This is a genomic window from Streptomyces sp. NBRC 110611 (genome assembly GCF_001590865.1).
In the GTDB taxonomy this organism is placed as follows: Bacteria; Actinomycetota; Actinomycetes; order Streptomycetales; family Streptomycetaceae; genus Streptomyces.
On sequence record NZ_BBUY01000014.1, the window covers coordinates 19291 to 38027 of the forward strand.

At 72.4% G+C, this 18737-nt stretch carries 19 protein-coding genes; 8 read left to right on the forward strand and 11 right to left on the reverse strand.

Features of this window, described 5'->3' with window-relative positions; translation table 11 throughout:
• A partial coding sequence (locus AZE13_RS24350) for an FxsA family protein (RefSeq protein ID WP_066935991.1) occupies positions 1–414 on the forward strand: 414 nt, incomplete at its 5' end.
• Positions 415–580: 166 nt separating this feature from the next.
• Here AZE13_RS24350 and AZE13_RS24355 read toward each other — a convergent pair.
• The 3 genes from AZE13_RS24355 to AZE13_RS24365 form a co-directional block, all read right to left on the reverse strand.
• Positions 581–958, reverse strand: coding sequence for an RNA polymerase-binding protein RbpA (locus AZE13_RS24355; protein ID WP_026170122.1), 378 nt, complete (start codon positions 956–958; stop codon positions 581–583).
• Positions 959–1442: 484 nt separating this feature from the next.
• Positions 1443–2246, reverse strand: coding sequence for a glycerophosphodiester phosphodiesterase (locus AZE13_RS24360; protein ID WP_066935993.1), 804 nt, complete (start codon positions 2244–2246; stop codon positions 1443–1445).
• Complete coding sequence (locus tag AZE13_RS24365; protein ID WP_079124324.1) at positions 2243–2977, reverse strand: hypothetical protein; 735 nt, start codon at positions 2975–2977, stop codon at positions 2243–2245. The genes AZE13_RS24360 and AZE13_RS24365 overlap by 4 nt, the downstream gene beginning before the upstream one ends.
• Positions 2978–3026: 49 nt before the next feature.
• Here AZE13_RS24365 and AZE13_RS24370 point away from each other — a divergent pair, with 49 nt between their 5' ends.
• Positions 3027–4532 carry a PLP-dependent aminotransferase family protein gene (locus AZE13_RS24370; RefSeq protein WP_066935999.1) on the forward strand — a complete coding sequence of 502 codons (1506 nt, stop codon included), beginning with the start codon at positions 3027–3029 and terminating at the stop codon, positions 4530–4532.
• 53 nt (positions 4533–4585) lie between these two features.
• Here the strand turns inward: AZE13_RS24370 and AZE13_RS24375 are convergent, their stop codons facing one another.
• Positions 4586–6262 (reverse strand): hypothetical protein, encoded by a 1677-nt coding sequence (locus tag AZE13_RS24375; protein ID WP_066936002.1) that lies wholly within the window; start codon positions 6260–6262, stop codon positions 4586–4588.
• Positions 6263–6455: 193 nt separating this feature from the next.
• Positions 6456–6650 carry a hypothetical protein gene (locus AZE13_RS24380; protein WP_066936005.1) on the reverse strand — a complete coding sequence of 65 codons (195 nt, stop codon included), beginning with the start codon at positions 6648–6650 and terminating at the stop codon, positions 6456–6458.
• Positions 6651–6843: 193 nt separating this feature from the next.
• Here AZE13_RS24380 and AZE13_RS24385 point away from each other — a divergent pair, with 193 nt between their 5' ends.
• Positions 6844–7311: a YchJ family protein gene (locus AZE13_RS24385; RefSeq protein WP_066936008.1), complete on the forward strand. Its 468-nt coding sequence runs from the start codon at positions 6844–6846 to the stop codon at positions 7309–7311.
• A 99-nt stretch (positions 7312–7410) separates the two neighbouring features.
• Here the strand turns inward: AZE13_RS24385 and AZE13_RS24390 are convergent, their stop codons facing one another.
• Both AZE13_RS24390 and AZE13_RS24395 read right to left on the reverse strand, forming a co-directional pair.
• Positions 7411–7785, reverse strand: coding sequence for an RNA-binding S4 domain-containing protein (locus AZE13_RS24390; RefSeq protein ID WP_066936010.1), 375 nt, complete (start codon positions 7783–7785; stop codon positions 7411–7413).
• 69 nt (positions 7786–7854) lie between these two features.
• On the reverse strand, positions 7855–8799 hold the full coding sequence (locus AZE13_RS24395; protein ID WP_398780215.1) for a Ku protein: 945 nt from the start codon (positions 8797–8799) through the stop codon (positions 7855–7857).
• A gap of 81 nt (positions 8800–8880) precedes the next feature.
• Here AZE13_RS24395 and ligD point away from each other — a divergent pair, with 81 nt between their 5' ends.
• Positions 8881–9765 carry a non-homologous end-joining DNA ligase gene (gene ligD, locus AZE13_RS24400; protein WP_066936016.1) on the forward strand — a complete coding sequence of 295 codons (885 nt, stop codon included), beginning with the start codon at positions 8881–8883 and terminating at the stop codon, positions 9763–9765.
• A gap of 73 nt (positions 9766–9838) precedes the next feature.
• On the opposite strand, the gene AZE13_RS24405 is transcribed toward ligD, so the two are convergent.
• On the reverse strand, positions 9839–10240 hold the full coding sequence (locus AZE13_RS24405; RefSeq protein ID WP_066936019.1) for a hypothetical protein: 402 nt from the start codon (positions 10238–10240) through the stop codon (positions 9839–9841).
• 352 nt (positions 10241–10592) lie between these two features.
• On the opposite strand from AZE13_RS24405, the gene AZE13_RS24410 reads away from it, so the two are divergent.
• From AZE13_RS24410 to AZE13_RS24420, 3 genes are all read left to right on the forward strand, one after another.
• The gene (locus AZE13_RS24410) at positions 10593–11780 is read left to right on the forward strand and encodes an MFS transporter (RefSeq protein WP_066936022.1); all 1188 of its coding nucleotides are present in this window, start codon (positions 10593–10595) and stop codon (positions 11778–11780) included.
• A gap of 9 nt (positions 11781–11789) precedes the next feature.
• Positions 11790–13112: a D-alanyl-D-alanine carboxypeptidase family protein gene (locus tag AZE13_RS24415; RefSeq protein WP_066936025.1), complete on the forward strand. Its 1323-nt coding sequence runs from the start codon at positions 11790–11792 to the stop codon at positions 13110–13112.
• Between the two features lie 209 nt (positions 13113–13321).
• Positions 13322–13534, forward strand: coding sequence for a cold-shock protein (locus AZE13_RS24420; RefSeq protein WP_066936027.1), 213 nt, complete (start codon positions 13322–13324; stop codon positions 13532–13534).
• A 186-nt stretch (positions 13535–13720) separates the two neighbouring features.
• Here AZE13_RS24420 and AZE13_RS24425 read toward each other — a convergent pair whose 3' ends face one another.
• Together AZE13_RS24425 and AZE13_RS24430 are read right to left on the reverse strand one after the other, a co-directional pair.
• A complete protein-coding gene (locus tag AZE13_RS24425; protein ID WP_066936030.1) occupies positions 13721–13915 on the reverse strand; it encodes an antitoxin in 195 nt (64 codons plus the stop codon).
• Positions 13916–14028: 113 nt separating this feature from the next.
• The gene (locus AZE13_RS24430; RefSeq protein ID WP_066936033.1) at positions 14029–15045 is read right to left on the reverse strand and encodes an alpha/beta hydrolase; all 1017 of its coding nucleotides are present in this window, start codon (positions 15043–15045) and stop codon (positions 14029–14031) included.
• A 199-nt stretch (positions 15046–15244) separates the two neighbouring features.
• Here AZE13_RS24430 and AZE13_RS24435 point away from each other — a divergent pair, with 199 nt between their 5' ends.
• A complete protein-coding gene (locus AZE13_RS24435; RefSeq protein WP_066936036.1) occupies positions 15245–15562 on the forward strand; it encodes a hypothetical protein in 318 nt (105 codons plus the stop codon).
• Positions 15563–15571: 9 nt separating this feature from the next.
• Here AZE13_RS24435 and AZE13_RS24440 read toward each other — a convergent pair whose 3' ends face one another.
• On the reverse strand, positions 15572–18691 hold the full coding sequence (locus AZE13_RS24440; RefSeq protein ID WP_066936039.1) for an alpha-mannosidase: 3120 nt from the start codon (positions 18689–18691) through the stop codon (positions 15572–15574).
• Positions 18692–18737 lie beyond the last annotated feature (46 nt).

The following is an 18737-nucleotide window of genomic DNA, read 5'->3' on the forward strand; positions in this document are numbered from 1 at the left end:
CCCGCCCCGGCCGGCACGCCCGCCCCGGCCGGCACGCCCGCCCCGGCCGGCACGCCCGCCCCGGCCGGCACGCCCGCCCCGGCCGGCAACGGCCCCACGCTCCAGATGGTCGGCGGGCTGCTGCTGATGCTGCCGGGCCTGCTCTCCGACGTCCTCGGTCTGCTCTGCCTCTTCCCGCCGACCGGGAAGCCGGTCCGGCGCTGGGCCGAGAAGGCGCTCAGCCGGCGGCCGGCGTACGCACCGGGGTCACTCGGCGACGCCTTCCAGCAGGCCCGCGGTGGCGTCCGGCACCAGCCCGACGGCAAGGTCGTCCAGGGCGAGGTGATCCGCGAGGACGGTCCCCCGCAGCCCGGAGCGGGTGGCAGGGACCCCCGGCCGGCCCCGCGCCACCAGGACCCGCCGCTGGCCGGCTGAGCACACGGATCCCGGGGCACGCGGATCCCGGGCCACGCGGATCCCGGGACACGCGGATCTTGGGGCGTGTGGGATCCGGGACGTGCGGGAAGGACAACACGACAAGGGCCGGGCCACTGCGCAATGCAGTGGCCCGGCCCTTGTCGTCGTGCCGCGGAGCCCGCCGTCAGGCGGACTTGCGGTTGCTGTCGCGCGGATGCACGGCGATGTTCATGGTGCCGGAGCGCAGGACTGCCAGCCGCTCGGCCAGCACCTCCTCGAGCTCCTCGCGGGTGCGCCGCTCCATGAGCATGTCCCAGTGCGTACGCGCGGGCTTCCCCTTCTTCTCCTCAGGGCCGTCGCCATCCACCAGAAGCGAGGGTGCACCGCAAACCTTGCACTCCCACTCCGGCGGAATCTCGGCCTCAACCGAGAACGGCATCTCAAATCGATGTCCGTTCTGGCATGCGTACTCCACCGCCTGGCGCGGGGCCAGGTCGATGCCGCGGTCGGTCTCGTAGCTGGTCACCACGAGGCGCGTGCCGCGGAGAGCTCGCTCACTCATGAATCGTGCCTCCCGGGCTTGTCGCCCACAGGACAGGTGTCGCTGTCGTCGTCATCCGGTCAACGTCCGGTCGGCGGTGAAGATTCCCGAAGTCGGAATATGTGCGTCGCCCGTCGTGCCGCCCCTTGTTGTACCCACCGGCGCCCGTTTTGTCACATCTGGCAGCAGATGTCACCCAACGTCTTTCATAGTTGAGCGCGCAGTAACGGTCCGCCTGGTGGGTCAAGGGCGTATACTACCGGCCTTCATGGTCGCCTGCTAAATCGCTGCGCTTGACTGCCCTCCCACGTTGTCGGCTGTCCCGCCGTGGTGGCCATTTGTCGTTTGGCCTGGTGGCCGTTGTTTTTTGGCTTTCGCGCCGTTTCTCGGGCGTTGCCGCTGCGCGGGGCTGTACGTCGCGGGTCCGGCCCTCCGGACTGGCGTCCTGCGGGCCGGCCCCTCCCGTGGGTGGGTGGGAGAGGGTGGTGGGGGTGCACGTGATCCTTTATGCGCGCACCATGGACCACTCGCGCAGGACCGTCCGCAGCGTCTCCAGGTGATCGGTCATGATGCCGTCCACTCCGAGGTCCAGCAGGCGCCGCATCCGGTCCGCGTCGTTGACCGTCCAGACGTGGACCTGCATGCCCAGGGCATGCGCGGCACGCAGGAAGAGCGGGTCGACGACGGGGAGGCCGGACTGGCGCTCGGGTACCTGGACGCAGACCGCACTGCGCCGTACCGCCGCGCCCAGCAGCCGGTCGAGCGGCAGCACCCCGCGGCCGTACGAGCGCAGGCGGAGGCCGGCCACCCCGCGGACGCCGAGCGAGCTGGCCATCCGGCCGCCGGCCAGCCGCTGCGCCCGGGCCACCCGGGCCTCCGAGAACGAGCCGACGCACACCCGGTCCCAGGCACCGGTGCGGTGCAGCAGGTCCAGCAGCGGCGACAGGGCGGCCTCCGCCTTGAGGTCGACGTTCCAGCGCGCCTCGGGGAACTCCTCCAGCAGCTCCTCGAAGAGCGGCAGCGGTTCCCGTCCCCCGACCCGGGCCCGGCGTACGGCTCGCCAGGGGAGGTGCTCGATCGTCCCGCTGGTGTCGGTGACGCGGTCGAGCGTCGGGTCGTGGAAGGCGACCAGCTTTCCGTCCGAGGTGGCGTGCACATCGGTCTCCAGGTAGCGGTAGCCGAGGCCGACCGCGCGACGGAATGCGACGGCGGTGTTCTCCAGCCCGTCCGCGGCCCCGCCCCGGTGGGCGAAGGGGAGCGGCGTCGGGTGGTCGAGGTAGGGGTGGCGGATGCGTATCGCTCGGGTCACTCCGGCAGTATCGCGCGCTCAGGTGACGTGTCGGCGCGGGCCACCACCCGGGACGGCTGCTGCTCGAGTCCCTTGATCGCGCAGGCGCGGAGGAAGAACTGTGCCAGCGGGCCGATGGCCAGGGCGTAGAGCACGGTGCCGGCGCCGAGGGAGCCGCCGAGCAGGAAGCCGGCCGCCAGTACCGTCACCTCGATGCAGGTCCGCACCAGCCGGACCGGGCGGCCGGTGCGGAGGTGCAGCCCGGTCATCAGCCCGTCGCGCGGACCCGGGCCGAAGCGGGCGGAGATGTACAGACCGGTCGCGGCGCCGTTGAGGAGGACGGCGAAGGCCAGCAGCGGGATACGGGCGCCGAGCGCGTGCAGCTGGGGCACCCAGGCCAGGGTCGCGTCCATCACGACTCCGAGGATCACCACGTTGGAGACCGTGCCCAGGCCGGGGCGCTGGCGCAGGGGGATCCACAGCAGCAGGATCAGCGCGCCGGACACGATGGTGACCATGCCGATCGAAAGTCCGGTGTGATGGGAAATGCCCTGATTCAGTACGCTCCATGGCTCCAGCCCCAGGTCGGCGCGGACCATCAGGCCCATACTCACGCCGTACAGCACCAGGCCCGTGTAGAGCTGGATCAGCCGGCGCGCCAGCAGGCCCCGCTGTGGGCCGCCTCGCCTCGTCGTGGACACGGAATTCCCCCTCCTGGCAGGATTGGACCGACGCGTGACACCATCTGGCATGCCAGGGCTCGAAATGTAGAGCCAATCCGGGGAAGGTGGACTGATCTTCATGGCTCAGTGGACTTCAGCGGTGGGGGCGCCGCAACTCGCCCGGCTGCTCCGGTCGCAGGACGCGCCCGCCGCCCAACCCGCCCCCGGCGGGCGCCGGTTGCCCGCCTACCGCAGCCTCGCCGACGGCGTCCGCCTCCTCGTCCTCGAAGGACGGGTACCGGTCGCCGCCCGGCTGCCCGCCGAGCGCGAGCTGGCCGCGGCCCTCGGCGTCAGCCGCACCACCGTCGCGGCCGCCTACGAAGCGCTGCGCGCCGAGGGGTTCCTGGACTCCCGGCGCGGCTCCGGCAGCTGGACCGCCGTCCCGGCCGGCAACCCGCTGCCCACCCGCGGTCTGGAGCCGCTGCCGCCGGAGGCCGCCGGCTCCATGATCGACCTCGGCTGCGCCGCCCTCCCGGCCCCCGAGCCCTGGCTCACCCGCGCCGTCCAGGGCGCCATGGCCGACCTCCCGCTCTACGCCCACACCCATGGCGACTACCCCGCCGGTCTGCCCGTGCTGCGCCAGGCCCTCGCCGACCGCTACACCGCCCGCGGCATCCCCACCATGCCCGAACAGATCATGGTGACCACGGGGGCGATGGGCGCGGTCGCGGCGATCTGCCGCCTCTGTACCGCCCCCGGGGAGCGGGTGGCCGTCGACTCGCCCTCGTACGCCAACATCCTCCAGCTGATGCGGGACGCCGGCGCCCGGCTGGTCCCGGTCGCCCTGGCGGAGCGGCTGGCCGGCTGGGACATCCCGGCCTGGCGCCAGGTGATGCGCGACGCCGCACCCCGTATGGCGTATGTCGTCGCCGACTTCCACAACCCCACCGGCACCCTCGCCACCGAGGAGCAGCGCCGCCGGATGGTCGACGCCGCACGGTCGGCCGGCACCCTGCTCGTCGTCGACGAGACCATGACCGAACTCCAGCTGGACCCGGACCTGGAACCGCCCCGCCCGGTCTGCGCGTTCGACCCCGCCGGCAGCGCCGTGATCACCGTCGGCTCGGCGAGCAAGGCGTTCTGGGCCGGGATGCGGATCGGCTGGGTGCGCGCCGCGCCCGACATCATCCGCAGCCTGGTCGCCGCCCGCGCCTACTCCGACCTGGGCTCACCGGTCCTCGAACAGCTCGCCATCGCCTCCCTGTTGGCGGGCGACGGCTGGGAGCAGGCCGTCCGCATCCGCCGTGACCAGGCCCGGGAGAACCGCGACGCGATCGTCGACGCCCTCCAACGGCACCTGCCCGACTGGGAGTTCAGCGTTCCGCGCGGCGGCCTCACGCTCTGGGCGCGCACGGGCGGGCTCTCCGGCTCCCGGATCGCCGAGGCGGGGGAGCGGCTCGGGGTGCGGGTGCCCTCCGGCCCGCGGTTCGGCGTCGACGGCGCCTTCGAGGGCTTCGTACGGCTGCCGTTCACGGTCAGCGGAGCGGTCGCCGACGAGGCCGCGGTCCGGCTGGCCGGCGCCGCGCGCCTGGTCGCGACGGGCGCGCCCGCGGACACCGGGGTACGGCACACCTTCGTCGCCTGACGGCCCGTCACTCGTGATTCAGGGCTGATCCGGGCTGACCCATCGGACAGGCCCTAGGCGGTACGGGATTCGCCGCCCTTGACGATCGTCACATGGGACGTCGCGCCCACCGGCTCGGCCGTGCCGCTGCCGCCCGCCGTCCCGTCCGCAGCCGTTCCCGGCGCGTCCGCTGTGCCCGCGGCGTCCGCCGTACCGGCCGGCATCGTACGTTCCGGCAGCAGTGCCAGCACGGCCTGCCGGTGCGTCTCGCTCGTCGCGTCGTCGAGCGGGTCGGGGGTCGCCGGCACCTGTAGTCGCAGGACGGGCGCGGTGCCCAGCCGCGCATAGCCGCGTCCCGGCGGCACCTGTGCGGTCGGCGTGGTGTGCGGCGGCGCCCCGAGCACCACCCGTACCTCATCCGCGGTGGCGGGACCGAGCACCACCCGGGCCTTGGTGTGGGCCCGCACCGGATCGCTGAGCAGATCGGCGCCGTCGAACTGGTCGGCCACCACCACCGTGACATGGGCCGCCCGGCCGTGCCGCAGCGGCACTTGCAGCCACCGCTGCGGATCGTCCCGGCCCTCCGCGGCCGCGACATGGGTCAGTACCGTCAGCCGGTCCACGATGATCCACAGCGGCCGGCGGGTGTCGTCCGGTGCGGGACGGCCCTCCTGCCGCGCCCGGTTCGCCACGATCAGCCGCCGCTCGGTCTCGTGCGACGCCCACTCCAGCGTCGCCAGCGCCCCGGCCAGCCCGCTCTCCACCGCCAGTACGCCCTGCCGCCCGACCAGACACCCGAACTCGCCGGTGCCCGCGCCGTCGACGACCAGCACCTCGCCGTGGTGCAGCGCCTGCAGGGCGATCGAGCGCAGCAGCGTCGTGGTGCCGGTTCCCGGCTGCCCCAGGGCCAGCAGGTGCGGCTCGGTGGAGCGCGGCCCGGTGCGCCAGACCACCGGCGGTACGTCCCGGGTCTCCGCCCCGGCCGTGACCGGCAGGGTCCGCTGCACGGCGTCCGGGTCGGTGAAGCCGAGCACCGTCTCACCGGGCGAGGTGACGAAGCGCTGCGCCGCGATGTCGGTGGGCAGCGCAGCGAGCACCGTCACCGTGAGCTGATTGGCCAGTTCGTCCCAGGCGAAGTGGTACTCCCGGCCGCGTCCGGCCTTGGCGTACAGCACCTGCTCGATACGGGACCGGGCGTGGCTCTCGCCGTCGGTGAAGTACGGCGGGTATCTCAGCCGCAGGCGCTCCAGCCGCCCGCGCTCGTCGAAGGAGTGGTCGACGAAGGCCCGCGCCCAGTCACCGCCGTGCGCGTACAGCGGACCGGGGTCACCCTCGGCGGACAGGTACGGCACCAGGGCCTCGTACAGGGACCGCAGCCGCTCGTCCACCGCCTCGCCCGGGCCGGTCTCCGCCGGGGGGCGCTCCCGTCCGGCCCACGCGCCCGCGGCCATCGCCGCGATCAGCGCGAGCAGCGGCCCGTACGGGACCAGGGCCACCACCAGCACGCACGCGCCGAGGAAGCACAGCAGCGGACCGCGGCTCTCCCTGGGTGTCTCGGCCCACCGCCCCCGGCCGGCCACCGCCAGGCGGCGCAGTCCCCGGCCGATGGTGAGCAGCGGGTGGAACACATCGGAGGCACTGTCGAGGGCGGTACGCGCGAGATCGCGACCGCGGGCGAGCGAGGCACGGTCGGCCATACGGGCGAACGGTGCACTGTCGGTGAGGATACGGGGCAGAGGGCGCCGGGCCACGTCTTCTCCTGGTGATCGTGCGGTGGTCGGGGGGCTCGGCGTGGGCGGCGAGCCGGGGCGGGGTTCGAACGCGGAGCCGCCCGGACGGGACCTGGAGCGGCCCGTTCGGGCGGAACCCGTGGCGGTGCGCCGGAGGAGGATGCCGGGGCGGACGCCGGGCGGACCGCTCCAGGGGGACATCCCCGGAGCATGCCTAGAGCTTGATCCCTCCTAGGAGGCTCGCCAGGCTCGCGCCGCCGGCCTTGATGCTGGGGGCGATGGCGGAGCTGGCGAGATAGAACCCGAAGAGCGCGGAGACCAGGGCGTGGGACGGTTTGAGGCCGTCTTTGCGGAAGAAGAGGAAGACGATGGTACCGAGCAGGACGACGCCGGAAATGGACAGAATCATGGGGGTTCTCTCCTGGGTGTGGGGACGGTCACCATGAGTTCTTCCAGCCTCACAGTACGTATCAAGCCGCAAAAAGCTGCAAACGGGTGATTAATCGTTGAAATTCCCTATATGGGTGCAGCTTTCGGGTGTGTCACCTCGGCCTGTCGTCGGCGTGTCGCGCCCCGCCTCCACCTACCGGCACAATCGTCGGGTGTCGAAGTCGAAGCCGAAGAAGGCGAAGAAGAATCCGCAGACCGGGGCGCCGCACGCGCCGCGCCGTCCGGCGGCCGTCAACCCCACCGCACCCTGCCCCTGCGGGCGCGCGGAGGCCTACCGCGACTGCTGCGGGGCATGCCACGAGGGGCGTGTCAGCGCGCCCACCGCGGAGCGGCTGATGCGCTCGCGCTACAGCGCCTTCGCCGTCGGCGACACCGCCTACCTGCTGCGCACCTGGCATCCGGCGACCCGCCCCGCCACCCTCGACCTCGAACCCGCACAGCGCTGGACCGGGCTCGACATCCTCGGCACGAGCGGCGGCACCGCCTTCCACGACGAAGGCACCGTGGAATTCCGCGCCCACTACAGCCTGCACGGGCACACCGGCAGCCAGTACGAGCACAGCCGCTTCGTCCGCGAGCAGGGCGAGTGGCTCTACGTGGACGCTCTGTCCGGGGTCTGAATCCAGAGCCCCTGCCCGGGGCGTGAGTTCGGAGCGTCCCCGGGGCCTGAGCTCAGGGCCGCCCCCGTCCCGCTCCCGGCCCCGTGCTGCCAGCGGGTGTCAGCGTCCGCGCAGCTGGTCGATCTCGCGGCGGTCGCGCTTGGTCGGGCGGCCGGTGCCACGGTCGCGAAGGCCCGTCATCGGAACCTCGACCCGCGGCGGGGGCGGCGGGCTGTTGTCGACGAAGCACTCGGCGGCGACGGCCGCGCCCACCCGCTTGCGCACCAGCCGTGACACGACCACGATCCGCTCCCGCCCGGCGTGCCGCAGCCGCACCTCGTCGCCGGGACGCACGGCATGGGCCGGCTTCACCCGCTCGCCGTTGACGCGTACGTGCCCCGCACGGCAGGCCGCGGCGGCCAGCGAACGCGTCTTGGTGAGCCGCACGGACCAGATCCAGCTGTCGATGCGGGTGATCCCCTCGTCAGAAGCCATACCCAGACTCTAGAACGGGTGCCGGGGCGGGCGGCGGAACGGGGGCTGGTGCCGGCGGGCGGCGGAGCGTCAGCCGGACTTCTTGGCCGTGGCCTTGCCGGCGCCGGCCTTCTTCGCCGTGCCCTTCTTCGCCGAGGACTTCCCTGCCGTGGCCTTCTTCGCAGTGGACTTCCCTGCCGTGGCCTTCGTGGCGGTGGTCTTCGTGGCGGTGGTCTTCTTCGCGGTGGTTTTCTTCGCCGTCCGCCGCCCGCGCAGGGGCGTCACCGACGCCGGTTCCACGTCCTCCGCCGGTCGGCCCGACCGTGCGGCCCGCAGGCTCTTCTCCAGCGCCGCCGTCAGATCGATGACCCGGGCGCCGGACGGCGCCACCGGGGCGACCGGCTGCTCGCCCTCCAGCTTGGCGGCGACCAGCTCCTCGACCGCCTCCCGGTAGTCGTCGTGGAGGTCTGCCGGGTCCAGCTCACCCAGGGTGTCCATCAGGGTCTCGGCGAGGGCCATCTCGTTCTCACGGATCTCGACGGCCTCCGGTACGACACCGGAGACGGGCCGGATCTGATCGGGCCACAGCAGCTGATGCATCACGATCGCCCCGTCGTGCGCCCGCAGCATCGCCAGCGACTCCCGCCCCCGCATCGCCACCTTGCCGACCGCGACCTTGCGGTGGTGCTCCAGCGCCTCCCGCAGCACCGTGTACGGCTTGACCGCGGCCGCCCCGTTGGGCCCCAGGTAGTAGGCCTTGTCCATCTGCAGCGGGTCGATCTCGCCGGGGTCCACGAAGGACAGGATCGACAGCGTCTTGGCGGTCGGCATCGGCAGCCGCGACAGCTCGTCGTCCGTGATCGGCACGACGACCTCGTCGCCCGGCGGCTGATAGCCCTTGCCGACCTCCTCGTTCGGCACCTCCTCGCCGTCCAGCTCGCAGATCTTCCGGTACTGGACCGGTGCGCCGTCCTTCTCGTGGATGCGGACGAAGGAGACGGACGAGCTGCGGTCGGTGGCGCTGTAGGTCTTCACGGGGATGGTGACCAGCCCGAACGATATCGATCCATTCCAGATAGAGCGCATATGTCATCCCTTGTATGGGATTCTCATGGTATGTCGCCGATCACCGTCGTGGAGGGGCGGCGCCTCTCGCTGACCAACCTGGACAAGGTCATCTATCCCGCGACCGGCACCACCAAGGGCGAGGTGCTGCACTACTGGACCACCACCGCGGAACCGCTGCTCGCGCACCTCCACGACCGGCCGCTCTCCTTCCTGCGCTACCCCGACGGGCCGGACGGCCAGCGCTTCTTCACCAAGAACGTGCCGCCCGGCACCCCCTCCTGGGTGCAGACCTGCGAGGTCCCCCATGCGACGTCCGGCCCCACCCGCCAGGTCCTGCTCCAGGACCTGCCGTCGCTGGTCTGGGCCGCCAATCTGGTCGTCGAGCTGCACACCCCGCAGTGGACGCGGCAGGCCCCGGGCGTCGCCGACCGCCTCGTCCTCGATCTGGACCCCGGCGCCCCGGCCACCATCGTGGAGTGCTGCACCGCGGCGCGGTGGCTCCGCGACCGCCTGGCCGACGACGGCCTGGACGCCTACGCCAAGACCAGCGGCTCCAAGGGCCTGCACCTCGTCGTACCCATCGAGCCCACCGCGTCCGAACGGACCACCGCGTACGCCAGGACCCTCGCCGTCGAGGCCGCCCGGGCGCTCCAGGACCTCGTCGTGCACAAAATGACCAGGTCGCTGCGGTCCGGCAAGGTCTTCATCGACTTCTCGCAGAACGCCGCCGCCAAGACCACCGCGGTCGCCTACACCCTCCGCGCCCGTGCCACCCCCACCGTCTCCACCCCGGTCACCTGGGACGAGATCGCCGCCTGTGCCGACCCGGAGCAGCTCACCTTCCGTTTCGAGGAGATCGCCCCCCGCCTGGCACGCCACGGGGACCTGCACGCCACGCTGTGCGACCCCCACCGGGCCCGCCCCCTGCCGTGAGCGGTACCGGCCGACTGGCCCGCCCTGATCCCGGCTGCGGCCGCGGTGTGCCGCCGGCCGGCCGCGGCGGCGCTCACCTCGCGCACGGCCGCGCCCAGGAGGTCTCGGCGGCGGACTCGATCCAGTCGATGACGGCCCGCACCGTGGTCTCGCTCAGGCCCGCGAGCTCGGCCACCGCGGCCGCGTCCCCGGCCGCCGGCGCGACCCCGGCCGCGGTCAGCGCCGCCTGGATGTCCAGCCGCCGCCGGTCCGCCAGAGCCAGCGGCGCCCGCAGGCGCTCCTCCGGGCGCGGCGGCGGCAGCGCCCCGTCCTCCGGGTCCGCCGCGAAGTGCAGCCGGTCCTGCGGGCGCGGCGGCGGCAGGAGCAAGTCGACGGGCAGGGCGAGCGTGTCCAGCCGGTCCTCGGCGCGCGGGGGAGCGAGCTGATCGTCCGGTGCGGCGTCGTACGGCAGGGGAGCGGGGCAGTACAGCGACATCGGCAGGCCTCCACAACTCGCGGTCCACAGCGGTGAGTTCGAGCGCCGCCGCCGGACCCCGGGCCGGGGTTCACCGGAGAACGCGCTCAGGTCTTCGGATGCCGCGCCCCGTCCGTCCGGTTGCAGGGCGCGCGGCCGGTTCACCCGATGGGGCGATGGCCTGACTCTGCGGGAACGAGGATCCGCTCTCTGCGGGAACGAGGGCCCGCGCCCGCCCCTTCCCGCACCACTGTCTCCGCGCACCTCGCCGCTCCTCGCTCCTCGCTCCTTGATTTTGGAACGACTGGTCCAATGCGGATAGAGTCTCCCCATGTTTTGGAACGAACGATTCAGAACGGGTGGCCGTCCGGTCGTGCCGCGCGCCGTATATGTGCTCGCCGCCGGCATCTTCGCCATGGTGACCAGCGAGTTCGTGGTGGCCGGGCTGATGCCGCAGATGGCCGACGGGCTGGGGGTGGGAGTCCCGCAGATCGGCTACCTCATCACCGCCTTCGCGGTGGCCATGGCGGCCGGCGGGCCGTTTCTCACCGTCGCCGTGCTGAAGCTCCGTCCGAAGAACGCGCTGATGGCGCTGTTCGCGATATTCCTGGCGGGCAATGTGCTGGCGGCCCTCGCCCCGCACTACGGGGTGATGCTCGCGGCGCGCATCGTCACCGGGATCGCCTCCCAGGCGTTCTTCGGCGTCGCGGTCTCGCTGTGCGTACAGCTGACCCGCCCGGAGGTCCGCGGCCGCGCCATCGCGGTGACCATGAACGGGCTGATGCTCGGCACCCTGCTGGGGCTTCCGCTGGCGACGGTCGTCGGTGAACGGTTCGGCTGGCGGGCGGCTTTCTGGGTCATTTCCGGGATCACCGTGCTCGCCGCGTTCGCCACGCTCGCCGGAGTTCCCCGGCTGCGGCCCGCCGAGGGCGGTGGCGGCTTCCGGGAGGAAGCGGCCGCCTTCAGAAATCCCCGGCTCTGGCTGGTGCTCTCCACCAGCACACTGATCATCGGCGCCACATTCTCCGCGTTCAGCTACTTCAACCCGCTGCTCACCGAGGTCACGGGATTCGCCGCCGGTACCGTTCCGCTGCTGCTCATCGGATACGGAGCGGCCACCGTGATCGGCAACACCGTGGTGGGGCGGCTGGCGGACCGCCACACGGTGGGCGTGCAACTCGTCGGGCTCACGCTGAACTTCCTCTTCCTCGCCGGATTCGCGGTCTTCGCCCACCTCGCCGTGCCCGCCGTGCTGCTGATGCTGGGGATCGGCCTGGTCGGTGTCACGATGAATCCGGCGATGGTCACCCGGGTCCAACGCACCGCAAACGCCCGGCCGTTGGTGAATACCGTGCACTCCTCCTTCATTACCCTCGGCGTCACCGTCGGTTCCTCGGTCGGCGGCCTGACCATCGACTCGGTCGGACTGCGGGGTCCGCTGTGGCTGGGGGCGGGACTGGCCGTCATCGGGATCGGCACGCTGATCCCCGATCTGCTGCGCGGCCGCTCCCGGACATCGGATGGAGTACGCCAACCGGCGCGCGCCCAGGGGCGTTCTTAGCGTGGCCTCATGCCGAGCCTGAGAGGGGTCCGAGCCCGAGCGCTGACCGCGGCGGCCGTGTGCGCCGCGAGCCTGCTGGTGCTGCCCGGACCCGCGTGCGCCGACGGCCCGCAGGGCATCGACGACCTGCACCCCGCCGCCCGCGCGGCCGGCCCCCCGGGCGCGGGGAGCCGGCTGGACCGGCACGGCGTGCAGTTCCGCATCCGGTCCGATGTGCCCGAGCCGCCCCGGGTCTCCGCGCTGTCGTGGATGGTGACGGAGGTGGCGACGGGCCGGGGGAGCGGAAGGATCCTGGCGGCCAGTGACGCCCATCGGCAGCTGCCGCCCGCCAGCACGCTCAAAACGCTGTTCGCGCTGACCGTCCTGCCCAGGTTCGCCCCCGGGGAGGTGCACACCGTTTCCGCCGAGGAACTGGCCGGCATCGAGGGCGGCAGCTCGCTGGCCGGACTCCGGGAGGACACGCCGTACCGCGTCACCGACCTGTGGCACGGCGTGTTCCTCCGCTCGGGCAGCGACGCCGTACACGCCCTGGCCGCGATGAACGGCGGCTGGGACAAGACCATCGACGACATGCAGAAGACGGCCCTCCGGCTCGGCGCGCGCGACACCCGGGTGGAGTCCGCGGACGGCTTCGACACACCCGGCCAGGTCTCGTCCGCCTATGATCTGTCGCTCTTCGGGCAGGCCGGGCTGAGCAACCCCGACTTCGCCCGCTTCGCCGCGACGCAGCAGGCCGACCTCCCGGAGGACGATCCGGACGCGTTCGGCATCCAGAACACCAACCGGCTGCTGGTCGGCTCGCACGGCGTGCGCCCGTACGACGGACTGATCGGGGTGAAGAACGGCTACACCTCGCACGCCGGCCACACCCTGATCGCCGCCGCCCGGCGCGACGGCCGGACGCTGCTGGTCACCGTCATGCATCCGCGCTCCGGTGGCCGCAACGCGGTCTACGAGGAGGCCCGCGCACTGCTGGACTGGGGCTTCGAGGCCGCTCCCCGGGCCACCGCGGTCGCACTGCTGCCCGCCATGGCCCCCGGCGTCCGCACCGGCCAGGCACCGCGCTCCCGCCCTGCTCCGGGGCACATCCACCCCACCCCGGGGCGCGCCCACCGGACTCCGGGACACGTCCACCCGGCCCCGGGACGCGCCGGCCGCGGCCTTGAGCGCCTGACGTCCCTGCGCGGGTCGCCGGCCACGGCCCGTACCGAGGCCGACACCCCCTGGCCGTACCGGTGGGTCCTGCTCTCCGCCGCGGCCGTCGTGGCCATCGGCGTCGCCGCGTTCGGCACCCGTCTGTGGCGGCGTCGCCGGACGGGCCGTGCCCGGTGAAGGGGCGATGCGTCAGCCACGTCGTCCGGGTGGCGGGCGTCGTGCGGTGTAGCGTCCTGATCAGCTGTCGTGGTTCCGAAGTGCCGGGCGCCCGTGTGTACGCACGGGTGTTCCCGCTGTGCGGTGCGTGTCCGGACCAGGGCGATCACCTCCGGCTCCCGCGGCTCACACGGGAGCCGCTTCGAGCCCCTTGAACGAAGGAGACGGACATGGCTTCCGGCACGGTGAAGTGGTTCAACTCGGAGAAAGGCTTCGGCTTCATCGCCCAGGACGGTGGCGGCGCCGACGTCTTCGCGCACTACTCCAACATCGACGCCAGCGGTTACCGCGAGCTGCACGAGGGCCAGCAGGTGACCTTCGAGGTCACCCAGGGGCTCAAGGGCCCCCAGGCGGAGAAGATCAAGGTGGCACCGCAGCCGTAGCCCTAGCCCTAGCCCTCGGCCGCGCTCGCACGACGGCGCCCGCTCCCGGACCGGGGAGCGGGCGCCGCCGTGCGGGCGCGGGCACGATGCCCCGTCCGGCAGGCTCTCAGGGGTGCTGCCGGACGTCGAGGATCCTCTGGAAGCGCCGGTGGCCACGTCAGGCGCTGCCGATGTACGGCGAACGGCTCAGGTCTGCGGCGGCTGGTCCTTCCCCTGGCCGCTGCCGAACTGCTCCCTGAGCTTGTCCTGGGCGGTGTCGACCTGGCTCCGGTACTTTCCCTGGGTCTTCTCGTCGACGGTGTCACCGGCCTTCTCGATGACCTTGTCGGCCTGGGATTCGTGGCCCTTCAGCATGCTCTTGAGCTTGTCCAGCATGGACATGAGACACCCTCCTCACCACGTTCCTACGACTCCAGCATCGCCCCCCACCAGGGGAACTGCATCCCGCGGCCGGGAGCGCCGCGATCCGCCCCCCGGCCCGGGTGCCCCGCCGATCAGGAGCCGCTCGCGACCGGCGCCTTCATCTGGTCGCTGATGAACTTGATCGCACCGGCCTCCATGCCCTTCTGGTAGTCCCAGGCGTTGTGGTCGCCGCCGGGGATGATCCGCATGTCGGTGTGGATCGGGCCCTTGCCGTAGGTCCGCAGGAACTTCTGTATCGGGTTGATGACGCCCGACCCTTCCTTGGAGCCGGCCTGGAAGGCGAGGTAGACGTCCGGGCTGCCCTTCTGGATGAGGCTCTTGGCGAGCTTCTCCGGGTTGTTGGCGTCCTTCGCCGCCTGGTGCCCCGCCCACAGCGGGGAGTCCGGCACGATGTCCGGGCCGCTGGCTATCGCCGCCTTGAACTTGTCCGGGTGCTTCAGTACGGTCTTCATCCCCGCGAAGGCGCCCGACGACGAGCCCATGAAGGCCCAGCCGTCCCGCGACTTGAACGTCCGGAAATTCGCCTTGACCAGGTTGGGCACGTCCTCGCTCAGCCAGGTGCCCATCTTGGCCTGGCCGGGGATGTCACTGCCGTCGAGGTACTGGGTGCCCGGGTTGAGCATCGGCATCACCACGATGAACGGCAGGCTCTTGCCCTCGGCCGCCCACTTGGCGATGTTCTCCTGCAGCTTGATGTCGCCGCCGACCCAGTAATTGGTGACCTTCTCCTTCGGGCTGCCCAGCCCGCCCGGCAGGGCTATCAGCACCGGGAACCCGCTCTTGGCGTACTTCGGGTCCTTGTACTCCTTCGGGGCCCAGACCCACACACTGCCGGTGACGCCGGACTTCGCGCCCGTCAGCTTCGTCCGTGCTATCTGGGTGCCGTCGTCCAGCGTCCGGGTGTTCCGGAGGTCGGCCTTGGGACCGGTCGGCATGAGGGTGTCGTTGTCGACGGGCTTGACCTGCGCCCCGTCGTTCTTGGCGCCGGCATCGAAGTCGACCTTCTCTCCGGTCTTCGAGCAACCGGTGATCAGCGCACAGGAAGCGGCGAGGGTGGCTGCGAGCGCGACGGCGTAGGGGTGTTTCAACGGTGACTCCGCGACGGGGGGATCCAATGACCAGCGCCCATAGAGAGGGAAAACGGGTGGCCGGGGTTCCCTCGTCGCGTACCCGATCCGCTCGCGGCCGGTTCACCCGTACGGCCCACCGGGCCCCGGGCGGCTTCTGTCCCACGCCCCTGGGCCCGCCCGACGGGCACCGCGACGCGGCCCGGCCGAGAATGCAGCGGTGAGCGATGAACACCGCAGAGCCGACGGCACCGCGCCCCGCGCCGTGCCGAATGCCGAGGAACGACGGCTCGCCAGGCAGGCGCTGGCCGGGCGGGCGCGGGACGCGAGCGAGCTGAAACTGCTGATGGACATGCTGGACCTGGACCCGAGCCGTGATCCGGACCACGAAGCGGCGTACGGCCCCGGTGCGGGCCACCGGCCCCCCGCCGACCCCGGCCGGCGGGCGGGCCGTGGCACCGGGCGGGACCGGCGGCACGACCTGCGCCGCGACACCTGCCGCGACGCCCGGTCCCGCTCCGGCCGGCCCAGCCCATAGCGCCGCCGGTCACACGTCCCGGGCCCCGGCCCGCCCGTCCCCGGCCTGCCGGTCGCCCGCCCGGCGCAGCCGCAGCGTCACGATCTGGAACGGCCGCAGCCGCATCCGGACCGTACGGTCGTCCAGCCGCTCGATCACCGGACCGTCCTCGGCCGGCCGCTCCAGCAGATCCGTGGCGACCACGTCCGCCCACCGGAACGCGGTGGTGAGCGTGGTGACCGCCCGCCCGCCGTGCGCCTCGTGGAGGCGGACGATCACGTCACCGCCCGCATCGTCGGCGAGCTTGACCGCGGTGACCACCGTCGCGTCATCGCCGACCGTGACCAGCGGCGGCACCGCCGTGGCGCCGGCGATCCGGCGCTCGGGAAGGTTGAGCCGGTGCCCCTCGCGCACCGCGTCGCCGATGGCCGCCCCCGGAACCAGCGCGTAACGGAACCGGTGCGGCCCCTGGTCGGTCTCCGGGTCGGGGAAGCGCGGGGCGCGCAGCAGGGAGAGCCGCACGGTCGTGGTGGTGCCCCGGTCGCCGTCCTCCCGGACGGTACGGGTGACGTCGTGCCCGTAGATCGCGTCATTGACCAGCGCGGCGCCCCACCCCGGCTCCCCGACGTGCACGAACCGGTGCGCGCAGGCCTCGAACTTCGCCGCCTCCCAGCTGGTGTTGGTGTGCGTGGGCCGGTACAGATGGCCGAACTGGGTCTCCGCGGCATAGCGCTCGGCGTGGACGTCCAGCGGGAACGCGGCCTTGAGGAACTTCTCGGTCTCGTGCCAGTCGACCTCGGTGTCGATGTCCAGGCGCCGCCCGCCCCGCGCCAGGGTCAGCGACTGCACCACCCGGGAGGCGCCGAACGTACGGGTGACCCGCACGGTCGCCGCCCCGCCGGAGACCTCGTCCAGCGTGACCTCGTCCGCGTCCGTCAGATCGGTGACGACATTGCGGTAGAACGCGTCCACGTCCCAGGCGTCCCACATGTTCGGGAAGTCCGGATGGATCTGCAGCAGATTCGCCGCCTCCCCGGGCGCCACGGCCTCCCGCCCGGCCGTGCGGTCGTACACGGAGACCACCAGGCCACGGCCGTCGATCTCGATCCGCAGCAGACCGTTGGCGAGGGTGAACCCGCCGCCGTCGCGGGGCACGGCGGACACCTCGGCGCCCTCGGCCACCGGGGGCGCCACCGCCCCTGCCGCCACCCCGCCGCGCGGATGCGGCGCGGAGTTCGCCACCAGCTCCCGGTCCCCGCGGCCGGCCAGCGCCGCCAGCGCGGCCCCGATGATGCCCTCCAGCTCGGCGGCGACCGCCGCATAGGTCCGCTCCGCCTCCCGGTGCACCCAGGCGATGGAGGACCCCGGCAGGATGTCGTGGAACTGATGGAGCAGCACCGTCTTCCAGATCCGGTCCAACTCCTCGTACGGGTACGGGTGTCCGGCCAGCACGGCGGCGGTGGCCGACCAGAGTTCGGCCTCCCGCAGCAGCTGTTCGCTGCGCCGGTTGCCGCGCTTGGTCCGCGCCTGGCTGGTGAGGGTCCCCCGGTGCAGCTCCAGATACAACTCACCCGACCACACCGGTGCGTTCGGGTACTCCGCCTCCGCTTTGGCGAAGAAGTCCGCGGGCTTCTCCCACTCCACGGTGGCCGAGCCGTCCAGGTCGCGCAGCCGGCGGGCCTTGGCGACCATCTCGCGGGTGGTGCCCCCGCCGCCGTCGCCCCAGCCGGTCGGTGCCAGCGAGTGCCGGGCCATGCCCTTGTCCTTGAAGTTCCGTGCCGCATGCGCGATCTCGCCGCCCGACAACTCGCAGTTGTAGGTGTCCACCGGCGGGAAGTGGGTGAAGATCCGGGTACCGTCGATGCCCTCCCAGCGGAAGGTGTGGTGCGGGAACGCGTTGACCCGGCTCCAGGAGATCTTCTGCGTCAGCAGCCACTTCGCGCCCGCCGCCCGGATGATCTGCGGCAGCCCCGCGGCGAAACCGAACGTGTCCGGCAGCCACACCTCGTCGTTCTCCAGGCCGAACTCCGCCAGGAAGAACCGCTTGCCGTGCACGAACTGCCGGGCCATCGCCTCCGACCCGGGCATATTGGTGTCCGACTCCACCCACATCCCGCCGGCCGGCACGAACCGCCCCTCCGCCACCGCCTCCTTGACCCTGGCGTACACCTCCGGCCGGTGCTCCTTGACCCAGGCGTACTGCTGCGCCTGCGACATGGTGTAGACGAACTCCGGCTCGTCCGCCAGCAGCGCCGTCATATTCGACGCCGTACGCGCCACCTTCCGCACGGTCTCCCGCAGCGGCCACAGCCACGCCGAGTCGATATGCGCATGCCCCACCGCGCTGATCCGGTGCGCCGACGCCCCCGCGGGCGCCGACAGCACCCCGGTGAGCTCCGCGCGCGCCGCGGCCGCCGTCCCGTTGACGTCCTGCAGGTCCACCGCGTCCAGCGCCCGGCCGATCGCCCGCAGCAGCTCCCAGCGCCGCGTACTGTCCACCGGGAGCTCCCGCATCAGCTCGCCCAGCACCTCCAGGTCCGCGACCAGCTCCCACACCTCGGTGTCGAACACCGCCAGATCCATCCGCGCCAGCCGGTACAGCGGTGCGCCGCCCGCCGTCTCCGGGTCGCCCAGGTGCGTCGGCCGGAACGGCGGGACGCCGAGGATCACGGGGTTGGACGCGGCTTCCAGATGCCACTCGACGCGCTCGCCGCCGCGCACCGGAGCGCCCACCCGCAGCCACTGGTTCCGCGGGTTGAGCCCCTTGACCGGGCTGCCGTCGGGCAGATACACCAGCGCCTCGCACTGGAATCCCGGCATCCGCTCGTCGAAGCCCAGATCCAGGACGGCCTCCACGGTACGGCCGGCCCACTCGGCGGGCACCTCCCCGCAGACCTTGAACCAGGTCGTGCCCCAGGGCGCTCCCCAGGCGTCACCCACGGCCACCGGCGTATGGGAGGCCGCCAGCCCCTCCGCCACCGGTACCGTCCCCCAAGCTCTCGACTCCGCTCGAGCAGGGGAGGCCCCCATTCCCGGCGCGACCCACGCCGAGACCTCCAGGGGGACCGATTCCGGATACACGGCGGGCCGGATGCGCTCGTCCAGGACCCGTTCGAGGCGGGCTTCGGTCAGTGCGCGATCGTCATGCACGGCGGGGCTCCCTACGCGTCGAGAGGTGGTGGGGGGCGGCGGCTGC